This is a genomic window from Streptomyces sp. Tue6028 (assembly GCF_002300165.1).
Lineage (GTDB): Bacteria > Actinomycetota > Actinomycetes > Streptomycetales > Streptomycetaceae > Streptomyces > Streptomyces siamensis.
The window spans coordinates 515,981-529,441 of record NZ_MLCE01000021.1 but is presented as its reverse complement, the minus strand read 5'-3'; the positions used below and the strand labels follow the sequence as shown (position 1 = coordinate 529,441).

The window sequence follows — 13,461 nt, the reverse complement described above, 5'->3', positions numbered from 1 at the left end:
GCAGGGATATGCGGGGGATATTTCGGCGTCCGGGGTCCGGTGGGCCGGCCGGGCGCCCGGTTCCGGGCAAACGGACGGATGCGGGCCCGGTTCCGGGCGCACGGACGGGTACCGGCGCGGTTCCGGGCGTACGGACGGGTGCGGGCCCGGTTCCGGGCGCACGGACGGGTACCGGCGCGGTTCCGGGCGTACGGACGGGTGCGGGCCCGGTTCCGGGCGCACGGACGGATGCGGGCGTGCGACCGCGTCCCGGCGGTGCCGCCGACGACGGCTCCGACTCGGGCACGAACATCCGTACCGGCATCCGCTGGAAGCTGAGCACGGCGATCGCCCTGGTCGGCGCACTCGTCGCGATCGCGCTGAGCCTGGTCGTGCACAACGCGGCCCGGGTGTCGATGCTCGACAACTCGCGGGACCTCGCGGACGAGCGCATCCAGCTCGCCCAGCGCATGTACGGACCCGGCCGGCCACCGCCCTTCGGGGCCAAGATCGACGATCCGTCCATCCCCGCTGACCTGCTGGAGAGCGTCTCGCACGGCCGGCGGGCCACCTACATCTCCGAGGGCACGCACGGGGTGCCCGACATCTGGGCCGCCGTACCGCTCAGGGACGGCCGGGTGCTGTCCTGGCACGAGCGGTTCACCGACCGCAACGCGGACGTCATGAAGGACCTCGACCAGGCCCTGATCATCGGGTCCATCGCGGTCGTGTTCGGCGGCAGCGCGCTCGGCGTACTCATCGGCGGCCAGCTGTCGCGCCGGCTGCGCAAGGCCGCGGCCGCCGCGAACCAGGTCGCCAAGGGCGACACCGACGTGCGGGTGCGGGACGCGATCGGCGGTGTCGTGCGCGACGAGACCGACGACCTGGCGCGGGCCGTCGACGCGATGGCGGACGCGCTCCAGCAGCGCATCGAGGCGGAGCGCCGGGTGACCGCCGACATCGCCCACGAGCTGCGCACGCCGGTGACCGGGCTGCTGACGGCGGCGGAGCTGCTGCCGCCCGGCCGTCCCACCGAACTCGTCCGGGACCGGGCGCAGGCCATGCGCACGCTCGTCGAGGACGTCCTGGAGGTCGCCCGCCTCGACGGCGCCTCCGAGCGGGCCGAGCTGCAGGACATCATGCTCGGCGAGTTCGTCACGCGCCGCGTGGCCGCCAAGGACGCGGGCGTCGAGGTGCGCGTGGTCCACGAGTCGGAGGTCACGACCGACCCGCGGCGCCTGGAGCGCGTCCTGTTCAACCTCCTCGCGAACGCCTCCCGGCATGGCAGGCCGCCCGTCGAGGTCACGGTCGAGGGCCGTGTCATCCGTGTCCGCGACCACGGCCCCGGCTTCCCGGAGAAGCTCCTCGCCGAGGGCCCGAGCCGCTTCCGTACCGGCAGCACCGACCGCGCCGGCCATGGGCACGGGCTGGGCCTCACGATCGCCGCGGGGCAGGCCCGGGTGCTCGGGGCCCGGCTGACGTTCCGCAACGTACGGCCCGCCGGGGCTCCGGACGAGGTGCCCGCGGAGGGTGCGGTCGCGGTGCTGTGGCTGCCGGAGCACGCCCCGACGAACACCGGGAGCTATCCCATGCTGCCGTCGGCCTCCGGCAAGTGAGGGTCCGGCGGCCCCGAAACCCTCACCGACCGGGGGCGGTCGCGGCACGCGGGGGCACGCTCAGCAGCCGAAGTCCTTCGAGAAGTCGAGCTCCTCGCTGCGCTGGGTGAGCGAGTACCAGTTGCCGTTGTCGTCGCGGAAGATCGCCTCGATTCCGTACGGCCGCTCCTGGGGGTCCTGGAGGAACTCCACTCCGCGCGCCTTGAACTTCTCGTAGTCACCGCGGCAGTCGTCGGTACGGAAGGCGCCTGCGCCCAGCGCGCCCTTGCCGACCAGCTTCTTCAGCGCCTCCGCGGACTCCGGGTCGAGCCCCGGGCCGTCCAGGCTCATCAGCGCGAGCTCGACGTCCGGCTGGTCCTTGGCCCCCACGGTGATCCACCGCATGGACCCCATGGCCAGGTCGTTACGCACCTCGAAGTCGAGCTTCTCGGTGAAGAAGGCCTTGGTCCGCTCCTGGTCGAACGTCCAGACGGTGGTGATGCCCAGGCCCTTGATCATGGCTCTGCTCTCCTGTCGTCCACTGCTGCCCGTCCGGCACCAGCTCCTGCTCGCCACCGTAGGCGCGGGCCGGCTCAGGGTGCTTCTTCAGAGTTGCGGTCCTCGGCGGACGGGGAAGCGGCCCTGCGCCGGAAGCCGCCCGCCCACAACATGGCGTAGCAGCCGGGGATGAGGGCGGCCCCCTTCCGCACGTGCTTCGCGCGGTACTCGCTCGGTGTCAGTCCGGTCCACGTCTTGAAGCTCGCCGAGAAGGTGCCGAGGCTGCTGAACCCGACCAGGTGGCAGATGTCGGTGACCGAGAGGTTCGCCGTGCGCAGCATCTCCTCCGCCCGCTCGATGCGGCGGTGCGTCAGATACTGGCCGGGCGTCTCGCCGTACACCGCCTTGAAGGCGCGGATGAAGTGATAGCGCGAGTACCCGGCGTGCGCGGCCAGCGCGTCGAGATCGAGGCCGGGCTCGGCCCAGTCCCGGTCCATCGCATCCTTGGCCAGCCGCAGCTGCCGCATCCTGTCCACGCTCCCGATGGTGGCACGCGGCACTGACATCGCCGCGGCCGTCGCCCGGCGCCGGAACACCCGGCCCGTCGCGGGCCGGGGCCGGAGCGACCGGTCCGTCGCGGGCCCGGCGCCGGAGACGGGAGAAGGCCCCCGGGGCGGACAACGCCGGGGGCCTTCGGTCCGAGTACGCGCGGAACTCGGGTTGATTTCGCCGAACTCCGGAGCTCGCGGAACTCGTGGGGTTCGCGGAGGGGGTCAGACCGCCTCGGCGATGCTCGCCGCGGGGGCCGCGTCCTGTGCGTCGTCCGGCTTGGGCGCGCCCGCCCCCTTCAGCGGGACCTCCTTGACGAACACGGCGGCGACCAGCGCCACCACCGCCACCACGGAGCCGAGCAGGAACGCGGAGTGCGTACCGGAGGACACCGCGTACTGGTAGGCCTCGCGCGCCGCGGTGGGCAGCTTCGCCAGGCTGGCCGCGTCGAGCTGCGCGGACTGCTCCGTCACCTTGGAGCCGAGTGCTCCGGCCCGCTCGGCCATCACGTCCTGCACCCGGTGGTTGAACAGGGCGCCCATGATGGCGACGCCGAAGGAGGAACCGAGGGTCCGGAACAGGGTGGTCGAGGAGGACGCGACACCCATGTCCTTCATCTCCACGCTGTTCTGTGCGACCAGCATGGTGATCTGCATCAGGCAGCCCATGCCCGCGCCCAGCACCGCCATGTACAGCCCCGAGGTCAGGCGGGTCGTCCCGGTGTCCATCTGGGCTAGCAGGAACAGCCCGACGATCATCAGGACGCTGCCGACGAGCGGGAAGACCTTGTAGCGACCGCTGTTGGTGGTGACCCGGCCCGCGACCATCGACACGGCGAGCATCGCGCCGAGCATCGGCAGGAGCAGCAGACCGGAGTTGGTCGCGGACGCGCCCTGCACGGACTGCTGGTACAGCGGGAGGAAGAGCACCGCACCGAACATCACGAAGCCGGTGATGAAGCCGATGACGGACATCAGGGTGAAGTTGCGGCTGCGGAAGATGTGCAGCGGCATGATCGGCGCGGCGGCCCGGGTCTGCCAGAAGACGAAGCCGACGAGCGCGGCGACGCCGATGCCGATCAGCTCCATGATCCGCGCGGAGCCCCAGGAGTACTCGGTGCCGCCCCAGGTGGTGACCAGCACGATCGACGAGATGCCGAGCGCCAGCAGGCCGGCGCCGAGGTAGTCGATCTTCGCCTGGACCCGCTTCCTGGGCAGGTGCAGCACGGCGCTGACCGCGAGGAGCGCGACGACGCCGAGCGGAAGGTTGATGTAGAAGGACCAGCGCCAGCCCCAGTGGTCGGTGATGGAGCCGCCGACCAGTGGGCCGAGGATCATGGCGAAGGCCATGACGCCGGCCATCATGCCCTGGTACTTGCCGCGCTCCCGCGGCGGGATCAGGTCGCCGATGATCGCCATGACGCCGACCATGAGACCGCCGGCGCCGAGACCCTGGACGGCGCGGAAGCCGATGAGCTGCCCCATGTCCTGGGACATGCCGCTGAGCGCGGAGCCGATCAGGAAGATCACGATCGAGGTCATGAAGGCGCCCTTGCGCCCGTACATGTCGCCGAGCTTGCCCCAGATCGGGGTCGAGGCGGCGGTCGCGAGCGTGTACGCGGTGACGACCCAGGACAGGTGCTCCAGCCCGCCCAGTTCACCGACGATCGTGGGCATCGCCGTACCCACGATCATGTTGTCGAGCATCGCGAGCAGCATCGCGATCATGAGCGCGAGCAGTACGACCCGTACGCTGCGCGGCTGTTTCCCGCCGTCCTCGGCGACCGGTGCGGCCGCTGCCGTGTTGTCCGCCATCGTTTCCCACTCCCCTGAGTACCGCCGCCGCCCTCTGATGCGGCCGCCGCCCCTCGACTACTTACTTGCCGACCGGCAAGTTGACTACACTCAGGGAAACTAGACCCCGAACTAGCCGGGCGTCAAGTAAGTTTAATTAGTTTTACCAGCCGGTCGACAGGTAAGTTTTCAGGGAGCGCGAGGAGTAAGAGGATGGGCGGCACCATGGACGGCACCAAGCGACAGCGCCGCGGCGACACCCGCCAGCGCATCCAGGACGTGGCCCTCGAACTCTTCTCCGAGCAGGGCTACGAGAAGACCTCGCTCCGCGAGATCGCCGAGCACCTCGACGTGACGAAGGCGGCGCTCTACTACCACTTCAAGACCAAGGAAGACATCCTCATCAGCCTCTTCCAGGACCTGTCCCGGCCCATGGACGAGCTGATCGAGTGGGGGGCGCAGCAGCCGCGCACGCTGGCGACGAAGCAGGAGATCCTGCACCGCTACAGCGACGCCCTCGCCGAGGCGGCCCCGCTCTTCCGCTTCATGCAGGAGAACCAGGCGACGGTGCGCGAGCTGCGCACGGGCGAGGACTTCAAGGACCGCATGATCCGGATGGTCGACCTGCTCAAGGAGCCGGACGCCGACCTGAAGGACCAGGTCCGGTGCATCAGCGCGCTCTTCTCCATGCACGCCGGGATGTTCGTCCTCAGGGACGTCGAAGGCGACCCCGAGGACAAGCGCAAGGCGGTCCTGGAGGTCGCGATCGATCTGGTGACACAGGCCAACGGCGGCGCCACCGCATGAGGCCGGGCGCCCCTTTCGGGACGCCCGGCCACACCTACGGGGTGATCACCCTGTGGGGGTCAGGTGATCAGACGACGACACCCTGAGCGCGCAGGAAGGCGACGGGGTCGACCGCGGACCCGTAGTTCGGGGTGGTACGGATCTCGAAGTGCAGGTGCGGGCCGCTGGAGTTGCCGGTGTTGCCGGACAGCGCGATGTGCTGACCGGTGCCGACGACCTGGCCTATCCGCACGTCGATGCGCGACAGGTGGGCGTACTGCGAGTACGTGCCGTTGCCGTGCTTGATGACGATGGCGTTGCCGTACGCGGGGCCGTCACCGGCGCCGTTGGGGCCGGCCTTCACGACGGTGCCGCCGTGCGCGGCGACGACCTGGGTGCCCTGCGGCACGGCGAAGTCCTGGCCGGAGTGCTTGTGGGCCCACATGCCGCCGGCCTGGTTGAAGCTGGCGGACAGGGCGTACCGCTTCACCGGGTCGACCCAGGAGCCGCCCTTCTTGGCGGCGGCGGACTGGGCCTGGAGGGTGTTCGCGGCCTTGACGGTGCCTGCACTGTTCAGGCCGGTCTCGGCGGCGCTCGCGACCCCGGCGCCCAGTACGGCCGTGGCTCCGAGGCCCACGGCCAGGACGGCGGCCCGGGTGCGAATCAGGGACGTACGGGACTGGCGGGACGTGACGCGCTTCGACATGTGAGGACCTCGCGAGAACGGGGACTGGGACTCGGGAAACCGCCCGGTGGACATGTCGTCCGGCGAGCGGCCCATCACCTTGGTAACCCGCCACCCCACAGACCCCCAAACAGTGTGACCTACGACGTTAGGTCGTACTTCACCCAAAAACTTAATGAACCTTGACAGTTCGGACATCCCGTACCAGATCTGTCGTTTCCCTCGCCCAAAACACGGTTTAACCGCACTTCGGAGGGCTGCGCCCGCTGGAAAAAACCCCTCGCGGCCCTTCGGCCCCGCGACGCGCGGACCGCTCCGAGAGCCCTGGGTCAAAGGTCCTGAATGTCCGTTTCGCCCTGTCCACTAGGCAGGTTAGTACCGGACAAAACGCCTGTGCGCCATGTCACCGGACGGCAAGATCAAGCCCCCCGGGAATGTGACCGGGGCTACGCTGCTTGCCTGGTTCAGGGCTCTTGGGGGAGGCCGTATGGATCCGTCGGTACTGGGCACGAAACTGGCGTCGAGCCTCATCGCGCCGCTGGTCAAGAAACTCTTCCGGCGCGACGGCCCGGGAGCCGGCCTCGTGGACGAGCCGGTACGCCTCTCGGCCCTGGTCTCCTTCCGCGGAGAGAAACGCACGCTCACCGAGAAGGACGTCCGCCGCCTCGCCGCCCAGCTGGTCCGGGCGGCGCTCGACTCACCGGGCGAGCGCCCCTTCCCGCCCGACGAGGAGACGGCGGTCACGGACGCGCTGTCCCGCAAGCTGCTCGCCCTCGGCGACCTCGACATGGACGACGTCCAGGCCGTCCGGCTCGGCCACCGCGAACTGGCCCGCAAGCTCCACCACCGGGCCCCCACCGGGAACCTCTCCGCCGACGCCTCCTTCTTCCTCGACTCCCTGACCGAGTGGGCCTGCGTCCACGTCATGCACTTCTTCACCCAGCGCTCCACGTTCGTGGCGCGCACGCTGGTGGAACAGACCCGCCTGCTGGCCGAGCTCGTCGCGAAACTCGACGAGCTGATCACCCGCGTCCCGCGGCCCGACGCCCGCGACACCTCGTTCGAGCGCCGCTACCTCGCCTATGTCGCCAAGAAGCAGGGGCAGCTCACGATCTACGGGATCGACCTGACCAACTCCCCCGGCAAGTGGCCGCTGGACGCCGCGTACCTGAGCCTGGAGGCGACCGCCCCGCGCAAGCGACTCCTCGGCTATGTGCGGCCCGGCACGTTCACCGCCTCCCGCCCGGGCCTCGGACGGAACGACGGCGCACCCTGGCAGACCGCCGGCCCGGCACCCGGGGAGACCGCCGGCACCGCACCCGCGGAAGAGGTGCCCGGCACGCACCCGCCCACGGCCGCCCCCGACCGGCGGCCCGCCGACACGGACAACCGCGGCGCGCGTGCGGTCCCGGCCCCGGCGAAGACCGAGGCGGGCCGGCGCCACCTCGAACGCTTCGACTCGCGCCCTGCCGACCAGGCCCTCGCCGCCCACGAACGCGTCCTGCTGCGCGGGGTCGCCGGCTCCGGCAAGACCACCCTCGTCCAGTGGCTGGCCGTCTCCGCCGCCCGCTCGGCACCGCAGGGCCCGATGTCGTACCTGCACGAGCGGGTCCCCTTCGTGCTCCCCCTGCGCACCCTCACCCGGCACGGGGAGCGGCTCCCCGTGCCCGACCGCTTCCTGGAGGCCACCGGCTGCCCGCTCGCCGCCGGCCAGCCGGAGGGCTGGGCGGACCGGGTCCTCGGCTCCCGGCGCGGACTGGTCCTCGTCGACGGCATCGACGAGGTGCCCGACGCCGAACGGGAGCGGACCCGTGTCTGGCTCAGCGACCTCATCAGCGCCTATCCCGGCAACCGCTGGCTGGTCACCTCACGGCCCTCGGCGGTGCGCGAGAACTGGCTCACGGACGACGACTTCGCCGAGCTCACCCTCTCCGCGATGAGCCCGGCGGACGTCGCCGCGTTCATCGAGCGCTGGCACACCGCCGCACGGATCGGCAGCCCGGACGAGGACGAGGCCCTCACCACGTACAAGAGCCAGTTGCTGACCGCCGTACGCAGCAAGGGAGATCTCGGCCGGCTCGCCACCAACCCGCTCATGTGCGGGCTCATCTGCGCGCTCCACCGCGACCGGCGCGGCTATCTCCCGCAAGGACGCAAGGAGCTGTACGAGGCCGCGCTCACCATGCTGCTGACCCGCCGGGACCGGGAGCGCGACATCCTGACGCTCGAACTGCAGCAGGAGCCGCAGACCCAGCTGCTCCAGCGGCTCGCGTACTGGCTGATCCGCAACGGCCGTACCGAACTCGACCGCGAACGCGCCGAGCAGATCATCGAGGAGGCCCTCCCCTCGGTGCCCGCCGCGGCAGCCCTGGGCGACGCGGCGGCCGTCTTCCGCCATCTCCTTCTGCGCAGCGGCCTGTTGCGCGAACCGGCCCCCGGCGCCGTCGACTTCATCCACCGCACCTTCCAGGACTATCTGGGAGCACGAGCGGCCGTGGAGGTGTGGGACATCGGCCTGCTGATCGAGCACGCGGCCGACGACCAGTGGGAGGACGTCATCCGGATGGCCGTGGCCCACAGCAGGCCGCGCGAACGTGCCGACATCCTCACCGAGTTGCTCGCCGTGGGCGACCGGACCACGGACGTTCTGGTGCGCAACCGGGTGTTCCTGCTGGCCGCCGCCTGCCTGGAGCACGCCGCCGAGCTCGACCCCGCCGTCCGGCTCGCGGTCAAGGAACGCACCGGCACACTCATCCCGCCGTCCACCTCGCAGGAGGCCGTCGAGCTCGCCACCGTCGGCCCCCTCGTCCTGGACCTGCTCCCCGGGCCCGAGGAACTCAGCGTCGAGGAGGCCGGCGCGGTCGTCGCGACCGCGCTGCACCTGGCGTCGGACGCGGCGATCCCGTACCTCACCCGATTCGCCTGCCACGACTCCCCGCGGGTCCGTGACCGGATCGTCAGGAGCTGGTCGCGGTTCGACACCGAGCGCTTCGCCCGCGAGGTCATCGCCCAGGTCGACCCGCACGAGGTCTACTTCCTGGTCACCGAAGCCGCACAGCTGCGGGCGCTGCGCGCGCTGGGCGGGCGCCCCATGGTGGACGTCCAGGGCGACCTGCCCGCCGACCAGTTACGCGCGTACGTCTCGGAGGTCCCGCCCACCCATCTGTGCATCCGGAGCAACAGCACCCTCACCGACGTCTCCTTCCTCGGCGGGGCGACGACGCTGACCCGCCTGGAGATCGACGCCTGCCCGCACCTGACCGACCTGTCGGCCCTGACCGGACAGTCCATCGAGGCACTGATCCTCAGCGACCTGGGCCCCGAGCCGGACCTGCGCCCGCTGGCGACGCTGCGCCATCTGAAGGAGCTGACCTTCGGTTTTCTGCTCGCGAGCGGCTGGCCGGCGGACACCCGGTTCCTCCACGGCTGGTCGGCCGTCGCCGCACTGCCCGAACTCGTCCATCTCCAGATGAGCGTGAGCCTGTTCGCACTGTGCCCGGACTCCCTGGAACTCCCAGGCGTCACCGACCTCTTCCTCCTCGACGACATGGCCGGGACCCTCGACCTGGAGAGAGTCCCGGCCGTTTTCCCGCACCTGACGAAGCTGCACATCATCGGTGACGTCACCACCCGCACCCGCCTGGACGTCTCCCCCCTGAAGGCCGCCCACGGCCTGCGGGAGCTGCTCGTCGTCCCGGGCGGAGAGGGCGAGTTGTGCGGCGCCGACCAGCTCCCGGAGCGGACCGTCGTCCATCAGCCCCAGCGCCACCTCGGCGGAACGACCTGGACCCAGCAGACGTAGCCGCCCGGTGTGCGGCGCGGCCCGGAGAACGAGGAGCCGGACGTCACCGGCGTCCTGTCCGAACCAGCAAGAGGGAGACCATGAGCAACCCCGACGAGACGCGCATCGGACTGTCCGACGCCGTGCGGAGCATCCGCGACGAGCTGCTGCTCGCGTCGCGCAACGCGGCCGGGCAGGACATCGTCTTCGAACTGGGCGACATCCAGATGGAGTTCACCGTCGAACTGCGCAAGGAGGTGAAGGCCGGCGCCAAGGTGCGCGCCTGGGTGGTGGACGCGAACATCGACGGCACCCGCGCCGGCAGCCGTACGCACAAGGTGTCCTTCACCCTGCGGGCCCAGGACGCCCGTACCGGCGCGCCGCTGAAGGTGAGCAACGAGACCGAGGGAAGTGTCGACGCCTTCGGCCGCGGCTCCTCCACGGCACCGTGATGCTGCGCTCGGCGGCCGAACGGACCGTGGTGGTCCTGGCGGGCTCGCAGGGCAGCGGCGTGATGCTGTCCCCGCGCCTCGTGCTGACCAGTGCGCACGTCCTGCGCGACAAGGAATGGATCCGCACGGTCCATCCGGACAGCGAGCGGCCGATCCCGGGCCGGACGATCTGGCGGGATGAGGAGAGCGACGTCGCGCTGCTGCTCACCGGCGAGGAACTGGTCGCCCCGGAGAAGTGGGCGCTCGCCCGGCTGCGCTGGGGTGTCCTCGACACCACGGACCCACTGCCCGGCTGCCAGACCGTCGGCTTCCCCGCCGTGGGACGGTACGGGCCCGAACAGCACCTGGAGTTCGACCAGCTGACCGGGACCGTGCTCCCCATGGCGGGGCGGATCCGGTCGACGCTGGTGTGCGAGTTCGACAGGCCGCCGGTCGCCCCGCCCCGGCGCGGGGAGTCACCGCTCGCCGGACTGTCCGGAGCGCCTGTGTTCGCCGGGGCCGTCCTCATCGGCGTGGTGACGGAGGTCCCGGACGGCCGGGACCACCGCCGCGTCGAGGCCGTACCCGTGTCACGCATCCTGGAGGCGCCGGACTTCCCCCGCCATGTGATGGGCGCCGAACCCGGCCATGTGCCGCCCGTCCTGGAGCCGGTGTCGGGATTCCACCTCCGGGACGAGGAGTTCGAGCGGCACTACGCACGCGCCCTGCGGACCCGCTACCGCAAGATCGAGATCTTCGGGATCGACGAACTCGGCACCACCGAGACCACCTGGGACCTCGACACCGCCTATCTGAGCCTGGAGGCCGTCCCCACCGCACGCCCCTCCGGTCCCGTACCCGCGCAGGGCTCCGTCGCCGTGCCGCGCCGGGTGAACGACCTGCTCGCCGACCGCCCGAAGACCCTGCTGCGCGGCGAGGCCGGAGCCGGCAAGACCACCCTGGTGTGGTGGCTCGCCTCCCACGCGGCCTGCGGGGCACTCGGCCACGAACTCGCCGAACTGAACGACCTGGTGCCCTTCGTCGTCCCCATGCGGAGCCTGCCCACCCTCGGCATGGCCTTCCCCTCGCCCCAGCAGCTTCCCTCGGTCGCCGAACTCCCCCTCGACGGCGCCCCCGAGGGATGGGCGCGCCGCGTGCTGGAGGCCGGCCGCGCCCTCATCCTGGTCGACGGCATCGACGAGGTGCCGCCGGCCGAACGGGACGCGGCACGGCGCCGGCTCACCGACTTGCTGCGCATGCACCCGCACAACCGCTGCCTGGTCACCGTGCGGCCCCTCGCCGTCGCCAGCGACTGGCTGGCCTCGGAGCACTTCGAGGAACTCCGCCTGCTGCCCATGCGGGACGACGACATCCTGGCCTTCTCCAAGGCCTGGCACAACGCGGCCCGCCTCGAATGCGCGGGCTTCCGCGACGCCCACCGGGCCGCCGCCGAGGACGAGAACCTGCGCACCCTGGAACAGACCCTGGAACGGGAGTTGCGGCACAACACGACGCTGCGCTCACTGGCCCGCACCCCGCTGCTGGCCGGAGTCGTCTGTGCGCTGCACCGCCGCCGCAGGGGGTTCCTGCCCGAATCCCGCTGGTCCCTCTACAACGCCGCCCTGACCATGCTCCTCGGTGGCCGGGACACCCTGCGCAGGGTGGGTGCGCCGGAGGGCATCAGCCTGGGCGTCGAGGAGCACCAGCAGCTCCTCCAGACCATCGCGGCGTGGCTCGCGCGCAGCGGGCACGTCGAGTTCACCCACGCCCAGGCGGCACGGCAGATCGAGCTCGCGATGCGCGGCATGCCCCAGGTCCGCGACCAGGGCACCCCGCAGGACGTACTCGTCCACCTGCTCAACCGCAGCGGCCTCCTCCAGGAACGCAACGAGAAGGTCGTCCAGTTCATCCACCGCACCTTCCAGGACTACCTCGCGGCGAAGGAGCTCCAGGAGAGCGACGGCCTGGGCGAGCTGCTGCAGCACGCGGCCGACGAACAGTGGCAGGACATCGTCCTGCTGGCCGTCGGCCACTGCCATCGCGGTGAAGTCCGGCGTCTGGTCGAGGGGTTGGTGGAACGGGGCGACCAGGCCGAGGACGGCAGGACCCGCGGCGACATCCACGTCCTGGCGGCCCGGTGCGCGATCAGCGCGGTGGTACTGGACGAGGAGGTGCGGGAACAGATCGCCGACCGCGTCCGGGCGCTGATCCCGCCGGCCGACGCCACCCTGGCCGCCAAGCTGACATCCCTCGGCGCGTACGTACTGCCGCTCGTGCCCGGCCCCGAGGAACTGAGCGCCGAACAGGCCGAAACGGTGGTGCAGTTGGTCCGCGACATCGGGGGCCCCGCGTCGATGCCCCTGCTGCGGCGGTTCGCCCCGCACCCCTCCCCGGAGGTCCGCGCCGTCCTCACCACGGCGTGGCCGCGCTATCCGGCGGACGACTACGCCCGTGAGGTCCTCGCCCACATGGACCTGGCGGACGACCAGGTCATCGTCGTCGACAACGGCATGACGGCGGCGCTGCGTCACTGCGGGCCCATCGGCCGGCTGGTCGTGGACACACCGCTCGACGACGGAGAACTCCGCGCGTTCCTGCCGCACGAAGGCATCCGGGAAATCGAAGTGGTCGACAATCCTCGCCTGGTCTCCCTCTCCTTCGCACGGCAGTTGTCCGGGCTGACTTCCCTGCGGCTCACCGCCTGCCCGCGGGTACGGGACCTGTCCGCGCTGGAAGGACTGGCGCTCACCTCACTGGGTCTGGAACTCCACGAAGTGCGGAAGGCGGATCTGGCTTCCGTCCAGCGCCTCGACCGGCTCACGTCCCTGTCCTTGGTGGGAAGTCTTCTCGACAGCGATATCCCATTGCCCGCCGGACATCCGAACGTACGGAATCTGCGCGTCGCCAGTCAGATACCGATAGTGATCAACGAACTCGGTCAGTGGCCTTTGCTGGAGGAACTCGTCGTGCAGGGCGACTGTGACGCGCACTCACTGCTGCTCGCGGCGTCGAGGGCTCCTTCACTGCACAGCCTGGACTTCTCGCTGCCTTCTCTGTACCTGCCGCGGCAGATCGAGCCGCCCAGTATCGAAGGTCTTGAGTTGCTTCCCCGCAAACCGCGCGAACTCGACCCCTTGCCCGGAATTCGAAGTCTGACGCTGAGATCGGTGGGCCGCGGCGGTTCCGCGGTGGATCTCGCCCGGGTATTTCCCTCGCTCGTCCGCCTCACCCTCCACTACCCGCGGAACGCTCCGCTCGACCTGTCCCCGCTGGGGCATCACCCCGGGCTGGTGATCGAGGCCAATGGGCGCGTGCTGAGGCCCGGAGAGTTCTAGGGCCCTTCTCGCACAAAAGGGTGGCCCCC

General features: G+C 70.7%; 9 protein-coding genes. 5 read left to right on the top strand and 4 right to left on the bottom strand.

Translation table 11 applies throughout. The annotated features are described in order from the left end of the window. Positions 1–8 precede the first annotated feature (8 nt). A complete protein-coding gene (gene cseC, locus BKI49_RS20755) occupies positions 9–1,595 on the top strand; it encodes a two-component system sensor histidine kinase CseC (RefSeq protein ID WP_257004882.1) in 1,587 nt (528 codons plus the stop codon). Positions 1,596–1,655: 60 nt separating this feature from the next. Here the strand turns inward: cseC and BKI49_RS20750 are convergent, their stop codons facing one another. The 3 genes from BKI49_RS20750 to BKI49_RS20740 all read right to left on the bottom strand — a co-directional run bounded on the left by BKI49_RS20750 (position 1,656) and on the right by BKI49_RS20740 (position 4,435). Next, positions 1,656–2,093: a VOC family protein gene (locus BKI49_RS20750; protein ID WP_095935754.1), complete on the bottom strand. Its 438-nt coding sequence runs from the start codon at positions 2,091–2,093 to the stop codon at positions 1,656–1,658. Positions 2,094–2,167: 74 nt separating this feature from the next. After that, on the bottom strand, positions 2,168–2,599 hold the full coding sequence (locus tag BKI49_RS20745) for a helix-turn-helix transcriptional regulator (protein ID WP_095935753.1): 432 nt from the start codon (positions 2,597–2,599) through the stop codon (positions 2,168–2,170). A gap of 246 nt (positions 2,600–2,845) precedes the next feature. After that, entirely contained in the window at positions 2,846–4,435 is a 1,590-nt protein-coding gene (locus BKI49_RS20740) for an MDR family MFS transporter (protein ID WP_095935752.1), read from the bottom strand. A gap of 192 nt (positions 4,436–4,627) precedes the next feature. Here BKI49_RS20740 and BKI49_RS20735 point away from each other — a divergent pair, with 192 nt between their 5' ends. After that, complete coding sequence (locus BKI49_RS20735) at positions 4,628–5,221, top strand: TetR/AcrR family transcriptional regulator (protein ID WP_095935751.1); 594 nt, start codon at positions 4,628–4,630, stop codon at positions 5,219–5,221. A 67-nt stretch (positions 5,222–5,288) separates the two neighbouring features. Here BKI49_RS20735 and BKI49_RS20730 read toward each other — a convergent pair whose 3' ends face one another. Next, on the bottom strand, positions 5,289–5,906 hold the full coding sequence (locus tag BKI49_RS20730) for a M23 family metallopeptidase (RefSeq protein ID WP_095935750.1): 618 nt from the start codon (positions 5,904–5,906) through the stop codon (positions 5,289–5,291). Between the two features lie 466 nt (positions 5,907–6,372). On the opposite strand from BKI49_RS20730, the gene BKI49_RS20725 reads away from it, so the two are divergent. The 3 genes from BKI49_RS20725 to BKI49_RS20715 all read left to right on the top strand — a co-directional run bounded on the left by BKI49_RS20725 (position 6,373) and on the right by BKI49_RS20715 (position 13,432). Then, positions 6,373–9,687, top strand: a complete 3,315-nt coding sequence (locus BKI49_RS20725; protein ID WP_095935749.1) for an NACHT domain-containing protein — start codon at positions 6,373–6,375, stop codon at positions 9,685–9,687. 80 nt (positions 9,688–9,767) lie between these two features. Beyond that, on the top strand, positions 9,768–10,118 hold the full coding sequence (locus tag BKI49_RS20720; protein ID WP_095935748.1) for a trypco2 family protein: 351 nt from the start codon (positions 9,768–9,770) through the stop codon (positions 10,116–10,118). Then, on the top strand, positions 10,118–13,432 hold the full coding sequence (locus tag BKI49_RS20715; RefSeq protein ID WP_095935747.1) for a serine protease: 3,315 nt from the start codon (positions 10,118–10,120) through the stop codon (positions 13,430–13,432). Before BKI49_RS20720 ends, BKI49_RS20715 begins: the two co-directional genes overlap by 1 nt. The last annotated feature ends 29 nt before the right edge of the window (positions 13,433–13,461 follow it).